The 14,130-nt window shown below is 65.0% G+C and carries 15 protein-coding genes; 5 read left to right on the top strand and 10 right to left on the bottom strand.

Annotated features, from left to right (window positions below):
- Window positions 1-52 precede the first annotated feature (52 nt).
- The 3 genes from I6F16_RS14600 to I6F16_RS14590 form a co-directional block, all read right to left on the bottom strand.
- Complete coding sequence (locus I6F16_RS14600) at window positions 53-1,324, bottom strand: DUF892 family protein (protein ID WP_225173829.1); 1,272 nt, start codon at window positions 1,322-1,324, stop codon at window positions 53-55.
- 109 nt (window positions 1,325-1,433) lie between these two features.
- Entirely contained in the window at window positions 1,434-2,888 is a 1,455-nt protein-coding gene (hydA, locus tag I6F16_RS14595; RefSeq protein WP_225111649.1) for a dihydropyrimidinase, read from the bottom strand.
- A gap of 69 nt (window positions 2,889-2,957) precedes the next feature.
- Window positions 2,958-3,587, bottom strand: coding sequence for a TetR/AcrR family transcriptional regulator (locus tag I6F16_RS14590; protein WP_082641425.1), 630 nt, complete (start codon window positions 3,585-3,587; stop codon window positions 2,958-2,960).
- Between the two features lie 103 nt (window positions 3,588-3,690).
- Between I6F16_RS14590 and I6F16_RS14585 the strand changes: the two genes are divergently transcribed.
- From I6F16_RS14585 to I6F16_RS14575, 3 genes are all read left to right on the top strand, one after another.
- Window positions 3,691-4,386, top strand: coding sequence for a PspA/IM30 family protein (locus I6F16_RS14585; RefSeq protein WP_225173828.1), 696 nt, complete (start codon window positions 3,691-3,693; stop codon window positions 4,384-4,386).
- 52 nt (window positions 4,387-4,438) lie between these two features.
- Complete coding sequence (locus tag I6F16_RS14580) at window positions 4,439-4,714, top strand: YiaA/YiaB family inner membrane protein (RefSeq protein WP_035997898.1); 276 nt, start codon at window positions 4,439-4,441, stop codon at window positions 4,712-4,714.
- Between the two features lie 119 nt (window positions 4,715-4,833).
- Window positions 4,834-5,040 carry a hypothetical protein gene (locus tag I6F16_RS14575; protein WP_025033895.1) on the top strand — a complete coding sequence of 69 codons (207 nt, stop codon included), beginning with the start codon at window positions 4,834-4,836 and terminating at the stop codon, window positions 5,038-5,040.
- 83 nt (window positions 5,041-5,123) lie between these two features.
- On the opposite strand, the gene I6F16_RS14570 is transcribed toward I6F16_RS14575, so the two are convergent.
- The 4 genes from I6F16_RS14570 to I6F16_RS14555 form a co-directional block, all read right to left on the bottom strand.
- Entirely contained in the window at window positions 5,124-5,585 is a 462-nt protein-coding gene (locus tag I6F16_RS14570) for a DUF3237 domain-containing protein (protein WP_035997901.1), read from the bottom strand.
- A gap of 203 nt (window positions 5,586-5,788) precedes the next feature.
- Window positions 5,789-7,108, bottom strand: coding sequence for a TRAP transporter permease (locus tag I6F16_RS14565; RefSeq protein WP_035997903.1), 1,320 nt, complete (start codon window positions 7,106-7,108; stop codon window positions 5,789-5,791).
- A gap of 2 nt (window positions 7,109-7,110) precedes the next feature.
- Window positions 7,111-7,620 (bottom strand): TRAP transporter small permease, encoded by a 510-nt coding sequence (locus I6F16_RS14560; protein WP_035997911.1) that lies wholly within the window; start codon window positions 7,618-7,620, stop codon window positions 7,111-7,113.
- Between the two features lie 280 nt (window positions 7,621-7,900).
- On the bottom strand, window positions 7,901-8,917 hold the full coding sequence (locus I6F16_RS14555) for a TRAP transporter substrate-binding protein (protein WP_036021503.1): 1,017 nt from the start codon (window positions 8,915-8,917) through the stop codon (window positions 7,901-7,903).
- Window positions 8,918-9,332: 415 nt separating this feature from the next.
- Between I6F16_RS14555 and I6F16_RS14550 the strand changes: the two genes are divergently transcribed.
- Window positions 9,333-9,752: a PaaI family thioesterase gene (locus I6F16_RS14550; RefSeq protein ID WP_035997915.1), complete on the top strand. Its 420-nt coding sequence runs from the start codon at window positions 9,333-9,335 to the stop codon at window positions 9,750-9,752.
- Between the two features lie 55 nt (window positions 9,753-9,807).
- On the opposite strand, the gene I6F16_RS14545 is transcribed toward I6F16_RS14550, so the two are convergent.
- Window positions 9,808-10,692, bottom strand: a complete 885-nt coding sequence (locus tag I6F16_RS14545) for a LysR family transcriptional regulator (protein WP_225111710.1) — start codon at window positions 10,690-10,692, stop codon at window positions 9,808-9,810.
- 121 nt (window positions 10,693-10,813) lie between these two features.
- Between I6F16_RS14545 and I6F16_RS14540 the strand changes: the two genes are divergently transcribed.
- Complete coding sequence (locus I6F16_RS14540) at window positions 10,814-11,422, top strand: pyridoxamine 5'-phosphate oxidase family protein (protein WP_225111651.1); 609 nt, start codon at window positions 10,814-10,816, stop codon at window positions 11,420-11,422.
- 209 nt (window positions 11,423-11,631) lie between these two features.
- On the opposite strand, the gene I6F16_RS14535 is transcribed toward I6F16_RS14540, so the two are convergent.
- Together I6F16_RS14535 and I6F16_RS14530 are read right to left on the bottom strand one after the other, a co-directional pair.
- Window positions 11,632-12,363, bottom strand: a complete 732-nt coding sequence (locus tag I6F16_RS14535; protein WP_225111652.1) for an ABC transporter ATP-binding protein — start codon at window positions 12,361-12,363, stop codon at window positions 11,632-11,634.
- Window positions 12,360-14,129: a branched-chain amino acid ABC transporter ATP-binding protein/permease gene (locus tag I6F16_RS14530; protein WP_225111653.1), complete on the bottom strand. Its 1,770-nt coding sequence runs from the start codon at window positions 14,127-14,129 to the stop codon at window positions 12,360-12,362. The genes I6F16_RS14535 and I6F16_RS14530 overlap by 4 nt, the downstream gene beginning before the upstream one ends.
- Window position 14,130 lies beyond the last annotated feature (1 nt).

Raw genomic sequence — 14,130 nt, 5'->3', positions numbered from 1 at the left:
CCGCGACAAGGCGAGGCGGCTTGGATCGATAGGTGTTGCGCGTCGGCGCGGACTACTCGGCCTGCTCCAGCGCGGCGGGCATCTTCGCCACCGACATCAGCGATCGCGCGACCTGGTTGAGCAGGAGATCGGCATTCTCTTCCTCGGCGAGAGATTTGGAGAGCAGGGCGACGATCGCGCTGTGGCGCAGCTGCTGCGCGAGGTTGCGCGCGGTGGCGTAGCCGGCCATCTCGTAATGCTCGACACGTTGCGCCGCAGAGATCAGCGCGAGGTCGGCGGCTGCATCCTCCTTCTCTTGGCTTTCCTTCATGACCTCCTGGCCTTCCTCGATCAGGCCCATCATGCCCTTGCAAGGCTTGGCGCGAGCGTTCTCGCCGAGCAGCTCGAAGCACTCGTTGATGCGCTCGACCTGATTTTCGGTCTCGGCCAGATGCTGCTCGAACAGCTCGCGCAACTGATCGAAGCGGGCGGCCTGCGCCATCTTCGGGAGCGCCTTGGTCAGCTGCTTCTCGGCATGGAGGATGTCACGCAGCTCATGCAGCAGCAGATCGGTCAGGCCCGCCTCGTCGACAGGCGGTGAGCTCTCCGCGACGATCGACGGGGCAGCGCCGGGATCGGAGGATTGCAGCGCAGGCGATTCTGTGAACACCCAGTCCTCGCCCTCGTTCCAGGGACCGCGGGTATCGATTTCGCCGTGGTCGCCGCTACCGGTGGAATCGTTGAAGTACTGGTTGACGAGGCCGGGCGTCGGGGCAATCCGGCCGATGCTGAAGGCCGGCTTCGACAGGCTCTCGAGCGCGCGCGCGAACGCCTTCATATGCGTGATCTCGCGCGTCATCAGGAATTGCAGCGCGTCCTTGCTGCCGGCATCGTCGCAGAAATTGATCAGTCGCTCGTAGACGATCTTGGCACGCGCTTCGGCGGCGATGTTGCTGCGGAGATCGACGTCGAGCTCACCGGTGATCTTGAGATAGTCGGCGGTCCAGGGATTGCCTTGCGAGTTGAACAGATTGACGCCGCCTCCGCCGGCAATCGCGATCAGCGGATCGGCCTCCGCCGCCTGGCGGTCGTTGCGCGAGGGCGCAAGATGCATCCGGGCGAGGCAACCGACGACCTCGAGATGGCTGAGCTCCTCGGTGCCGATATCCATCAAGAGGTCCTTGCGGTCGGGATCCTCGCAATTCAACCCTTGAATCGAATATTGCATCGCAGCCGCAAGTTCGCCGTTGGCGCCGCCGAACTGCTCGAGGAGCATATTGCCGAAGCGCGGATCGGGTTCGTCGACGCGCACGGTGAACATCAGCTTCTTGACGTGGTGATACATGGAGGGACTCGCGTGCTGGAGGGAAATATGCGCGACAACGAGACCTCCAGCCGTTCGTTCCTAAGTCTCTCCGAGATTGAGGCCGGACGTCTGCCAGGGAGCGCGATGGCTACGGCGTCACCGCACTGCGCGCGACGGCGCGCGGAGCCGTCAGTTCCTTCCAGGTCGAATTTGCCACATGCACCGGCGAAAAGGCGGGACGTTCGACGTATCGTCCATCGCCGGCCTCGGCGCGCAGATCACCATCCGTCCAGACGATACGGCCGCGCGACAGGGTCGCGGCCGCACCACCCGTGCAGGCAAAGCCCTCGAACACGTTGTAATCGATCCGGCTCATCTGCCGTTTGGCACTGATGGTCTTGCTCTGCTTGGGATCCCACACCACGATGTCGGCATCCGAGCCTATGACGACCGCGCCCTTGCGCGGATAGATGTTGAGGATGCGGGCGATGTTCGCCGAGGTCACCGCGACGAATTCCTCTTTGGTCAGCCGCCCCGTGGCGACGCCCGCGGTCCAGAGCAGCGCCAGGCGATCTTCGAGGCCGCCGGTGCCGTTCGGGATCTTCCTGAAATCGCCGCGCCCGAACCGCTTCTGCTCGGTGGTGAAGGCGCAATGATCGGTCGCAACCACCTGGAGCGAGCCGGCTTGCAGCCCGGCCCAGAGGCTGTCCTGATGCTGTTTGTCGCGGAACGGCGGCGACATCACGCGCTGTGCGGAATGGTCCCAGTCCTTGTTCCGGTATTCGCCGGCATCGAGCAGCAGATGCTGGATCAGCGGTTCGCCATAGACCCGCTTTCCACTGGCCCGCGCGCGAGCGATGGCCTCATGCGCCTCGCGGCAGCTGGTGTGGACGATATAGACCGGCGTGCCCGTCATGTCCGCGATCATGATGGCGCGGTTGGTGGCTTCGCCCTCGACCTCCGGCGGCCGTGAATAGGCGTGGCCTTCCGGGCCGGTGACGCCGCGCGCAATCAGCGCGTCCTGCATCAGGGCGACGACGTCGCCGTTCTCGGCATGGACGACAGGCATGGCGCCGAGATGGGCGCAACGCGCGAACGAGTTGTAGAGCTCGTCGTCGTTCACCATCAGCGCGCCCTTGTAGGCCATGAAATGCTTGAAGGTGTTGATGCCGTAGGTCCTGACCACGATCTCCATCTCGTCATGGATCTGCTTCGACCACGACGTCACCGCCATGTGGAAGCCGTAGTCGCTGGCCGCCTTCTCGGATTTGTGCCGCCACTCCTGATACGCCGCGAGCATGGATTGGCCGGGATCGGGCAGGCAGAAATCCACCACCATGGTGGTGCCGCCGCTCAGCGCCGCCTTGGTTCCGGATTCGAAGTCGTCGGCGGTGACGGTGCCCATGAACGGCATTTCGAGATGGGTGTGCGGATCGATCCCGCCCGGAATGACGTAGGCGCCGCCTGCGTCGATGATCTCGCTACCTGTCGGGGCATCGAGCGAGGCGCCGATCGCGACGATGGTCTCGCCGTCGATCAGCACGTCCGCGCGGCGCGAATGATCGTGATTGACGACGGTGCCGCCGCGGATGAGGAGGGGCATGAGGTGCTCCGAGAGGTGAGGGACGGCTCGAAGGCTAAGCGCGCGACTGGCGATGCGACAGGTGAAATTTTAGTCAGCCGCCGCCGCTCCTTTCACGTCGTGCGCGATCAGCCCGTCGATCATCGCGCGCACGAGGCCCGTGATCTCCTTGCGCAGCGCCGGCAGCGGCACGGCCACCAGCTTCTGCTCCAGCCCGAGCGCCACCATGCCATGCACGGCCGAGAACAGGCTGCGTGCGGTGATGCCGAGTTCCTCCGGGCTGCGCCCAGGAAACAGTGCGGCCAGCGGCTGGTAGATATGACGGAACAGCTGCATCTGGTCGTGCACGGACCAATCCGGCACCAGCTTGCCCGTCTCCATCCGGTGCTCGAACAGCGCGCGCCAGAGCTGGAGGTTTTCGGCGGCGAAATCGCAATAGGCGAGGGCAATGCGGACCAGGGATTCCCGTGGCGATGGCTCGCCGGCATTCGTTGCGAGAGTCAGCGCCTCGTCGAGCCGGAGCAGCGTGCGCGAGCCGACCCGCAGGATCAGCTCGTCGACATCAGCCACGAGATTGTAGACCGCGCCATTGGCGCAGCCGATCTCGCGGGCCAAATCGCGGGTCTTGAGACCCGCCAGCCCCCGCTCGGCGATCATCTGTTCGGCCGCTTGGATCAGGGCCGCACGCAATTTCTCTCGCCGTTCCAAGGCCTTAGTCATTCTTAACCAAATTCTTGAGCGTCGCTCAAAATAATATTGAACGATGTTCAGGGTTCCTGCTACAAACCATCTGTGAGCAACGCTCATAGACAGGGAGCAACCAATGTTCAAGACCGTCGTGACCCTCTTCCGCGGCAGCGTCGCCGCTGCGGGCGAGGAACTGGAAGATCGCACCGCCCTTCTGATCCTGGATCAGCAGATGCGCGATGCAGCCGCAGCCGTCGAGCGCAGCAAGCGCACGCTGGCGCTGGCAATCGCGCAGGACCAGCAGGAAGGCCGCAAGCTCGAGGCCACGAATGCGCGTATCGCCGATCTCGAGACCCGTGCCGTTGCGGCGCTGGATGGCGGCCGCGAGGACCTCGCCAAGGAGGCCGCCGAAGCCATTGCGGCGCTGGAGGCCGATCGCGATGCGGCCATGACGGCGCGCGCGCTGTTCGCGACCGAGATCATCAGGCTGAAGCGCCACGTCGCCAACGCGCAGGCCCGCATCACCGAGCTCGATCGCGGTCGCCGGATCGCCCGCGCCTCGGAAGCGGTGCGCTCGCTTCGCCGCAGCGGCATCGAGGCCGCGCGCCCCTATGAACCGACATTGCCGGAGGCGGAGGGGACGCTGAGGCGTCTGCGCGAGCGGCAGATGGAGGCTCAGGCGGCCGACGATGCCCTGGTCGAGCTCGACGCGGCCACCGGCCCGCTCGCCACCGCCGAACGACTCGCCGAGCAGGGCTTCGGCCCGCGGCTCAAGACGACCGCCGACGATGTGCTGGCGCGCTTGAAGTCCAGGCGCATGCCGGCGGGCTGATCTCAAGTTCCAATCCGAACGCAATCATCATTCCAATCGACAGGAGACCATCATGAACCAGAATGGCCAGCCCCACAGCGGCGCCTGGGTGAGCTTCACCTACGCGTCCTTCGCAGCTTCCGCCTTCCTCGTCGCCATCGGCATCTTCTTCCTGCCGATCGACCTCTGGATGAAGGGTTATCTCACCATGGGCATCGTGATGATGATCCAGACCTGCGTCACCCTGACCAAGACCGTGCGCGACAATCATGAGAGCAGCCGCCTCGTGAACCGCATCGAAGATGCCAAGGCCGAGCGGCTGCTGATGGAGGTCTCCAAGGCGGCGTAAGGCGAACGGTCGCAGCGCGCGCTCTGGGGCGACAGGGGCGCGCGCGGCAGGCAGGGTGCATTGTGCTTCGCGTGCAGGTGCGATATGGCTCTCGCGCTTTCCAGAGGCGGAGACGAGCTTTGTCGAAACAATCCCTGCGCGAGGAGGCCGAGCGCCTGATCCGCGAATCGATGGAAAAGAAGACCATCGTGGTCAAGCAGGGCACGACCCGCATCGAGGCTGTCTGCGGCAAGTGCGGAGCGCCGAACCGGGTGCAGGCGGAGAAGGGCCAGACCCGCGTCAAGTTCGCCTGCAAGAACTGCGGGCATAAGCAAGAGACGTTGTAGGCGTCTTCACCTCATCCGGGTCGCTCCCGGCGATGCGCAGCATCGTCCGGCGCGATCCGGCTAGAGGCCCTACGGCCTCTCCCTCACATCACCTGATGCACGTCGATCACGACGCGATCCGCATGGCGCGCCGCTGACGCCACGAAGATGTGCTCCATCAGCCAGCGGTACGTCTCGTGCCCGGTCTCGAACTTCGGCACGGTGCGGAAATAGATCAGCTTCGGATCGACCGGCTCGCCGCGCTTGAGCTTGTGCAACAGCTCGACCGGGCCGAAGCGCATACCCTTGTTCTCGACGTAGACGGTCGCACCGTCGTCGGTCTCGAAGGCGTATTTCGCTTCGAGATCGATCAACTCGTTGGGCCGGATGGTCTGGAAATCGGCGCCGAAGGGGAGCACCTTTCCGCTGACCGCGCCCGTCACCTCGCCGCCGATGATCGGAATGATGCGGCGGACGCCGATCCCGGTCTCGCCCGCGGTCACGACGTCGCCGATCCGCGCGGTGATGGTGAAAACGTATCTTGTTTCGAGGGTCGGGGTGGTCATCTCTGCCTCCAATTATCGACGAGCCTTCCCTTCTCCCCTTGTGGGAGAAGGTGGCGCGAAGCGCCGGATGAGGGGTCTATCTCCACAAGCGTGCTCGCGGAGAGAGATCCCTCACCCGTCTCGCCGCTATCGCGGCGAGCCACCCTCTCCCACAAGGGGAGAGGGGAAGCAGCCACGCCGTGCGGCATTCAATCTTGTCACCTCTAATGCGCCATCATCCGCGTCGGCAGCCAGGTTGCCAGCAGCGGGAAGGCGATCAGGATCACGAGGCGCACGAGGTCCGTTGCCACGAACGGGCTTACGCCCTTGAAGATGGTGGAGAAGGAGACGTCCTTCACCACGCTTTTTATGACGAAGACGTTCATGCCCACCGGCGGAGTGATCAGGCCGAGCTCGACGGTCACGACGATGATGATGCCGAACCAGATCGGATCGAACCCCAGATGCATGATCACCGGGAAGATGATCGGCACGGTCAGGATGATCATCGCCATGGCATCCATCAGGCAGCCGAGCACGAGATACATCACCATGATCAGCGCCAGCACGCCGTAGGGGCCGAGGCCGAGCCCGGTGAGGAATTCCGTCACCTTCTGCGGCGTCTGCGTCACCGTGAGGAAATAGCCGAAGATCAGCGCGCCGATCAGCACGGTGAACACCGCAGCCGCGGTGCGCGTCGCCTGCAGCAGCGAGGCCAGCACCTTCTCGCGGTCGAGCCGGCCGGTCAGCACGCCGATGATGAAGGCCCCGGTCGCGCCGACGCCGCCGGCCTCGGTCGGCGTGAAGCGCGGCAGGAAGGGCAGGCCGTAGAGGCCGCCGATGACGAAGATGAACAGCAGCACCGGTGCCCAGATCTCCTTCAATCCGGCAAAGCGCTCGCGCCACGGCGTCACCTTGCCCTTGGGCAGGAACTCGGGGCGGAAATAGCCGATCAGGGAGATCGTGATCATGTACATGGTCATCGCGAGCAGGCCCGGGATGATGCCGGCGATGAACAGCTTGCCGATGTCCTGCTCGGTGATGATGCCGTAGACCGCAAGAACAGTGGATGGCGGCAGCATCGCGCCCAGCGTGCCGCCGGCCGCGATCACGCCGGTGGCGAAGGATTGCGGATAGCCGAAGCGCCGCATCTCGGGATAGGCGACGGCGGAGAAGGTCGCCGCGGTCGCGACCGAGGACCCGCAGATCGCGGCAAAGCCGCCGCAGGCGCCAACGGTGGCAATGCCGAGTCCGCCGCGCAAATGTCCGACGAAGCCGTTGGCGGCGCGGAATAGCTCGCGGCTCATGCCGGAATTGCTGACGAAGGAGCCCATCAGCAGGAACATCGGGATGACGCCGAAGGTGTAGTCGGTCACGGTGCGCATGGTGACCTGACCGACCATCTTCAGGGCCGGTGTCGAGCCCACGAGATAGCTGAAGCCGCACACGCCGACGAGGCCCATGGCCATGCCGACCGGCACGCGCAGCAGCATCAGGGCGAACAGGGCGACGAAGCCGATGACGGCGACGGCGTCGGTACTCATGGTTACTCCGTCACCTTGATCTTGGGTTCATGCATGTCTTCGGGGTGGAAGATCAGCCGGTACGTGCGGATCGCGATCAGCAGCACGGCGCAGACGTCGCCGATCCACGCGACGAGGAAGAACGGCCATGTCGGCATGTGCAGGTCGAAGGTCTGAACGTTGTCGTTGTAGGTCAGCCGGACCTTGTCGAACAGCGTCCAGGTCTGCACGGTGACGACGAACAGCAGCACCAGGGTCGCGAACACGTCGATCCAGCGCTGATGGCGCGGCCCGACATTGCCCCAGACCAGGTCGACCGTGATGTGGGTGCCGCGATAGGAGGTTGCCGCGATGCCCCAGAAGATGAGGATGCCGAGCAGCATTCGGCCGATGTCGAAGCTGTCGGGGATCGAATAGTTCAGCGTGTTGCGCAAGAGCACCGACAGGAAGATGTCGAGCGCGACGATGCCGACGAAGCCGGCCGCGATCCATTCGATCGAGTCGATCACGCGATCCATCCAGGAGCGCTTCATGGGTGTTTCCTAAGCACTGCTATTCTCATTCTCGGCTCTGGCGGCGGCACTTCGCCTCTCCCCGCTTGCGGGGAGAGGCCGACACGCGAAGCGTGGCGGGTGAGGGGGACTATCCACGCGTCCGATTGTCACCGTCCCTGCGGAGACTCCCCCTCACCCCAACCCTCTCCCCGCAAGCGGGGAGAGGGGGAAGAGACACGGTGCGCTCCTCACCTGCTCTCAGCTTGCAAGGCAACGGCGGCAGGACCAATCCCGCCGCCGCGTTTCCTTCGCCACCGCGTCACTCCGCCAGCGCGTTGTATTTCTTCAGCGAGGCCTTGAGATCCGCGAGCGCGGCGTCGGGATCGGCACCGGCCTTCTTGGCGCCGTCGCCCCAGGTCTTGACCAGCGGCTCGGCGGCCTTCTTCCAAGCCGCGATCTGCTCGGGCGTCAGCTTGTAGACCTCATGGCTGGATTCCGCCTTCACCTTGGCGATGCCGGCGTCCTCGAACTTGCCCCAATGCTCGCCGACCGCGCCTGCCATCTCGACCGTGCAGTTCTTGTCGATCGCGGCCTTCTGCTTGTCGGACATCGCATTGTACTTGTCCTTGTTGATCACGAACACGAAGGTCGTGGTGTAGAGCGGCGCCTCCATGTCGTACTTGGTCACCTTGTCGATGCCGAACAGCACCAGTGAGCCCCAGGGGAAGGTGACGCCGTCGGCGACGCCGCGCTCGATGATGTCGCGCACTTCCGGCGCCGAGGACTGCACATTGGTGCCGCCAAGCGAGGTGACGAAGTTCGCCATGGTAGCGTGCGCCGGGCGGATCTTCATGCCCTTCACGTCCTCGGGGTTGACGATCTTCTTGGTGCGGGAATGGAACGAGGAGGGCGAGTGGACGAAGGCGAGGCAGTATTTGACGTCCTTCATCTCCTTCTCGGCAAATTTGCGATACCACGCGTCGAGCCCCATCGAGCCGCCCTTGGCATCCGAGATCAGGAACGGCAATTCCCCGGCGCCGATGATCGGGAAGCGGCCGGGCTGGTAGCCGGGATTGACATAGGTGACGTCGGCGATGCCGTCGCGCGCCATGTCGTAATGGTCGAAGGCCTTGCCGAGCTGCTGGGCCGGAAACACCTTGCCGGTAATGGTGCCGCCGGAATCCTTGTTCACCGCAGCCACCCAGTCTTCCAGCGATTTCTGCAGCGGATGCGATGCCGGCACCCAGTGCGAGACCTTCAGGTCAAATGTCTTGTCCTGCGCGAGCGCGGGGCTCACGCTTGCTGCCAGCAGCAAGGCCAGACAGGCTTTCCTCATCACGCGTCTCTCCCTTTTGCGACGGCGGGCTTCGTTGGCCCGGTCTCGTTAATTAACATGTTATCTAATTCGCCAGCGCGTTCAAGCCGGAACTGAGGCCCGCCGTGTCGCGCCATCTACGTCAGTCATGTTGCATGGATTTGTCGCTGCTCGGGCGACCACCGCTCTCCCTTTGCGCAAACGTTATATGGTATAATTATCGCCTGCGAGCCTTTGCCACAAGCAGGCTGCGGCCAAAGCCTAACAGGATCGGAAGCAGCATGTATTGCGGACAAAGGTCGCAATCGTCGGGCCGTTGCGGCGATGGCGGGGCTCGTTTCAAACATCTGCACAAATTCCGTTTAAAGCTTTGTAGGTGATGCATTCCTCGCGTCATTCGCTTCCAATGCAGCCGAGACAATGAAGCGAGACCGCCATGACCCGCACCGACATCCCCGCCGGCTACGAGCCACATTTCCGCAAAGCGCCGCTGACCGATCCCTGGGAGCCGCTCTATTCGAAGAAGACCGATAAGGGCGTCACCGTCGGACTGCGCCTGGCGACGCCGCACACCAACGCCCGCGGATTGATCCATGGCGGGCTGATCGCGGCGCTCGCTGACGCCGCCATGGGCTACAGCTGCGCCCAGGCGACGGGCTGGACCACGTCATTCGTCACCATCTCGCTGTCGGTCGACTATGTCGGCGCCGCCGAGATCGGCCAATGGCTGGCGGTCGAGGGCGAGGCGATCAAGACCGGGAACACGATCTGCTTCGCGCAGTGCCTGGTGAAGGCGGACGACGCCGTGATCGCGCGGGCCAGCGGCACGTTTCGGGTAGTGCCGAAGAAGGGGTGAGGCCCAACTCTCTCCGTCGTCATGCCCGGGGCAAGCCCGGCCATGACGGAAAAGATCACCCAAACCTCCACTCCGCCGTCTCCACCACGAGGTCGACGAACGCGCGCACCTTGGCCGAGAGCAGGCGCGAGGTCGGGTAGACGATGTGGATCGGCAACGCCGGCTGCTCGTATTGCGCCAGCACGATCTTCAGGCGCCCGCGCTTCAGGCCCTCGGCGGCCTGATAGGCCAGCACCCGCGTTACGCCGCCGCCGGCCTCGGCATATTGCAGGGCGGCGTCGGCGCTGTTGCTGATGAAGCGAGGCGACAGCGGCAGCCCGATATCGCGGCCGTCGCGCAGGAAACGCCATTCGGACCAGGGGCCGAACTGGATGGTCTGGTGCGTGGCGAGCGCTTCCGGCGTCTTCGGCTCGCCGTTGCGCTTGAGATAACCGGGCGCGGCCACCACGATCCGCCGCATCTCGCCGACCTGGCGCGCCACAAGCGAGGAATCGGCGAGATGGCCGATCCGCACCGCGGCATCGACGGCGTCCTCGACGAGGTTGACGAGATGGTCGGACAGCCTGAGTTCGGCGGCGACCTCGGGATAGCGCTTGAGATAGGCGGTCATGACCGGTCCGACATGCAGGCGGCCGAAGCCGACCGGCGCGGACACGACGAGACGCCCGCTCGGCCGGTTGCGCTCCTCCCGCGCCGAGCCGTCGGCCTCCTCGACGTCGGCGAGGATGCGCCGCGCGCGCTCCAGGTACCGCGTGCCGACGTCGGTCAGCGCCACCTGCCGCGTGGTCCGCTGCAGCAGCCGCGCGCCGAGATGCTCCTCCAGCGCCGCGATCATCCGCGTCACCGCCGACGGCGACAGCCGCAGTTTGCGCGCGGCCGGCGCGAAGCCGCGCAGGTCGGCGACCGTGACGAAGACGTGCATGGCTTCCAGGCGGTCCATGGACATTATTGCATAAATCGCAATGATGAAGTGTCAAGCTGCTCAATTGTTTTAGACGCCGAAAGGTCCAGATTAGGCGCGGAAGACGCAGCAATGCGCCGGAATTTCAGGAGATGTTCCGATGACGGCAGTTCACACCTATGCCAGCGACGTGGCCTTTTCGCCGGCGGTGAAGACGATCCAGGCGCGCAAGGGCTCGCGCGAGGCCTATGCGCGCAGCGAGCAGCGCGGCTGGCGCACCGAGGTCGACGACAATCTCGCCGCGTTCCTGGCCGACGCCAACAGCTTCTATTTCGCCACGGCTTCAGCCGACGGCCAGCCCTACATCCAGCACCGCGGCGGCCCGAAGGGCTTTCTCAAGATGCTGGACAAGCAGACGCTCGCCTTCGCCGACTACGCCGGCAACCAGCAGTTCATCACGCAAGGAAATCTCTCGGAGAATCCCAAGGCCTACATCTTCGTGATGGACTACGCCCACCGCCGCCGGGTGAAGATCTGGGGCGAGGCGCGCGTGGTCGAGGACGACGAAGCCCTGACCACGTCATTGATGCCGATAGACTACCGCGCCCGGCCCGAGCAGGTGATCCTCTTCAAGATCGCAGCCTGGGACACCAACTGCCCGCAGCACATCCCGCAGAAGTTTGATGCAGCCGATGTCGCGGCCGCGCTCGCCGCGAGAGATGCGAGGATCGCAGAGCTGGAGGCGCAGGTTGCGGCGCTGAAGGGGTAGGCGGCGAGCTTAGCCTCTAACGAAAGCTGAAGCAGGCTGCGCGGTGCACCCTCTCGCCTTGTGGGAGAGGGTGGATTCGATGCGAAGCATCGAAGCCGGGTGAGGGGTTCTATCCTCTCGGACGGTCTCACGCGCGGAGAGAACCCCTCATCCGGCGCTTCGCGCCACCTTCTCCCACAAGGGGAGAAGGGAAGAAGAGCGCTGAATCGCTAAATCGCACTTTCGCCTTCGTGCTGGAAGCCGAGATAGCTCGCGGCCACCCGTTCGTTGGCGGCGATGTCGCTGGCCTTGCCGCTGAGCACGAACTCGCCGAGCTCCATGACGTAGGCGTGGTCCGCGATCTTCAGCGCGGCCTGCGCGTTCTGCTCGACCAGCAGCACGGAGACGCCGGCGGCGCGGAGCTCGGTGACGATGCGGAAAATGTCGGCGACGATGATCGGGGCAAGGCCCAGGCTCGGCTCGTCCAGCATCAGGAGCTTCGGCTCGCCCATCAGCGCGCGGCCCATCGCGAGCATCTGCTGCTCGCCGCCGGAGAGCGTGCCGGCGAGCTGCTTGCGCCGCTCCTTGAGCCGCGGAAACAGCGCATAGACCCGCTCCATCGAGGCTTTGGCCTTGCTGCGCTCGATCCGGAACGCGCCCAGCTCGAGATTGTCCTCGACATTCATGGTCACGAACAATTCGCGATGCTCGGGAACGAGACCGAGCCCCATCGCGACGCGGTCCTCGATGTCGAGGCGGGCGAGATCCTGCCCGGCAAAGGCGACGCGGCCCTTCAGCGGCAGGATGCCCATGATGGCCGAGAGCAGCGTGGTCTTGCCGGCGCCGTTGGCGCCGACGATGGTGACGATCTCGTTGGCGCCCACCTCGAGCGAGACCGAACGCACCGCCTCGACCTTGCCATAGGCGACATGCGCGTCGGTGACGGACAACAGCGTGCTCATGCCGCCACTCCGAGATAGGCCTTGATCACTTCGGGATTGGTCTTGATCGTCGCCGGCGTGCCCTCCGCGATCTTGGTGCCGAAATCGAGCACCACGATGCGGTCGGCAAGGTTCATCACGAAGCCCATGTCGTGCTCGACCAAAAGGACGGACATCCCGCCGTCGCGCAGCTCGCGGAGCAGTGTTGCCAGCCGCTGCTTTTCCATGTGGCGCAGTCCGGCTGCCGGCTCGTCCAGCAGCAGCAGCATCGGATCGACGCAGAGCGCGCGGGCGATCTCGACGATGCGCTGCTGGCCGAGCGAGAGCGAGCCTGCCAGCTGGTGCATCTGCTCGGCGAGGCCGACGCGCTCGATCTGGCGGGCGGCCTCTGCGAGCAGCTTGGCCTCGTCAGCGCGGTCGAGCCGCAGCATCGAGGAGATTGGGCCGGAATGGCCGCGCAAATGTGCGCCAATCGCGACGTTCTCCAGCACGGTCATGTCGGGGACGAGCTTGACGTGCTGGAAGGTCCTGCTGATACCGAGCTTGACGATCTCCTGCGGCGGCGCGTTGTCGACCTTCCTGCCGAGCACCGAGATCGAGCCCGAGGTTGCCGACAGCACGCCGGTGATCAGGTTGAAGGTCGTGCTCTTGCCGGCGCCGTTCGGGCCGATCAGCGCGACGATCTCGCGGGCCTGCACGTCGAAGGACACGTTGTTCACCGCGACCACGCCGCCAAACTGCTTTCGCGCCTTCTCGACCTGAAGCAGGACGCCGGTCTCGGCAGGCGCGCGGGTGCGATGCTCCAGCTTCAGCGAGGTGTCCGGCTTCCTGCCGTCGGTGCGCTCGGGCAAGAACGACATCAGCCAGGGCCAGAGGCCGCCGGGCGCAAGCTGCAGCAGCGCCACCAGCATGATGCCGAACACGATGGTCTCGACCTGGCCGGAGCCCGGCAGGATCAGCGGCAGATAGCTCTGCAGCACCTCTTTCAGGATCACGACAATCGCCGCGCCCAGCACGCCGCCCCAGACATAGCCGGCGCCGCCGACCACCGCGATGAAGAGATATTCGATGCCCATATGCGCGCCGAACGGCGTCGGGTTCACGGCGCGCTGGAGATGGGCGTAGAGCCACCCGGACAGGCCCGCGAGCACCGCGGCGTGGATGAACACCAGGAGCTTTGCGCGCGGCGTGTGGACGCCGAACGCTTCGGCGGCGACATGGCCGCGGCGCAGCGCGCGGATGGCGCGGCCGGTGCGGGAGTCCAAGAGGTTCATCGTCAGCAGGGCCGAGAGGATCACGGCGACCCAGATCGCGTAATAGATCGAGCCGGGCGAGAGCATCTTGAAGGTACCGATCGACAGCGGCGGGATCGCCGAGATGCCGTCGTTGCGTCCGAGAAACTCCAGCTTGCTGAACAGGTAGAACAGCCCAAGCCCCCAGGCGAGCGTGCCGAGCGGCAGGTAATGGCCGGAGAGGCGCACGGTGATCAGCCCGAGCAGCACCGCGAGCGAGCCGCTGACCACGAGCGACAGCGGCAGCGTCAGCCAGGGCGACAGGCCATAGGCCGTCGTCAGCACGGCGGTGGTGTAGGCACCGAAACCGACGAAGGCGGCCTGCCCGAACGAGGTGAGGCCGCCGACGCCGGTCAGCAGCACGAGGCCCATCGCGACCAGCGCGGCAAGGCCGATATTGTCGAGCAGCACGATCCAGAACGGGGGCACGCCCGGGATGAGCGGGATCGCCGCCATGAGGATCGCGAAGACGAGGATGGGAAGCCGGCTCTGCATC

Origin of the sequence: Bradyrhizobium sp. IC4060 (assembly GCF_020193715.1) — a bacterium.
Lineage (GTDB): Bacteria > Pseudomonadota > Alphaproteobacteria > Rhizobiales > Xanthobacteraceae > Bradyrhizobium > Bradyrhizobium yuanmingense.
This window is presented reverse-complemented; position numbering and strand designations above follow the sequence as displayed.

Bases quoted from the DNA above. Each gene is read 5' to 3' on its own strand.
- I6F16_RS14600 (WP_225173829.1), bottom strand. From the start codon at position 1,324: ATGTATCACCACGTCAAGAAGCTGATGTTCACCGTGCGCGTCGACGAA.
- hydA (WP_225111649.1), bottom strand. From the start codon at position 2,888: ATGCCCCTCCTCATCCGCGGCGGCACCGTCGTCAATCACGATCATTCG.
- I6F16_RS14590 (WP_082641425.1), bottom strand. From the start codon at position 3,587: ATGACTAAGGCCTTGGAACGGCGAGAGAAATTGCGTGCGGCCCTGATC.
- I6F16_RS14585 (WP_225173828.1), top strand. From the start codon at position 3,691: ATGTTCAAGACCGTCGTGACCCTCTTCCGCGGCAGCGTCGCCGCTGCG.
- I6F16_RS14580 (WP_035997898.1), top strand. From the start codon at position 4,439: ATGAACCAGAATGGCCAGCCCCACAGCGGCGCCTGGGTGAGCTTCACC.
- I6F16_RS14570 (WP_035997901.1), bottom strand. From the start codon at position 5,585: ATGACCACCCCGACCCTCGAAACAAGATACGTTTTCACCATCACCGCG.
- I6F16_RS14565 (WP_035997903.1), bottom strand. From the start codon at position 7,108: ATGAGTACCGACGCCGTCGCCGTCATCGGCTTCGTCGCCCTGTTCGCC.
- I6F16_RS14560 (WP_035997911.1), bottom strand. From the start codon at position 7,620: ATGAAGCGCTCCTGGATGGATCGCGTGATCGACTCGATCGAATGGATC.
- I6F16_RS14555 (WP_036021503.1), bottom strand. From the start codon at position 8,917: ATGAGGAAAGCCTGTCTGGCCTTGCTGCTGGCAGCAAGCGTGAGCCCC.
- I6F16_RS14550 (WP_035997915.1), top strand. From the start codon at position 9,333: ATGACCCGCACCGACATCCCCGCCGGCTACGAGCCACATTTCCGCAAA.
- I6F16_RS14545 (WP_225111710.1), bottom strand. From the start codon at position 10,692: ATGGACCGCCTGGAAGCCATGCACGTCTTCGTCACGGTCGCCGACCTG.
- I6F16_RS14540 (WP_225111651.1), top strand. From the start codon at position 10,814: ATGACGGCAGTTCACACCTATGCCAGCGACGTGGCCTTTTCGCCGGCG.
- I6F16_RS14535 (WP_225111652.1), bottom strand. From the start codon at position 12,363: ATGAGCACGCTGTTGTCCGTCACCGACGCGCATGTCGCCTATGGCAAG.
- I6F16_RS14530 (WP_225111653.1), bottom strand. From the start codon at position 14,129: ATGCAGAGCCGGCTTCCCATCCTCGTCTTCGCGATCCTCATGGCGGCG.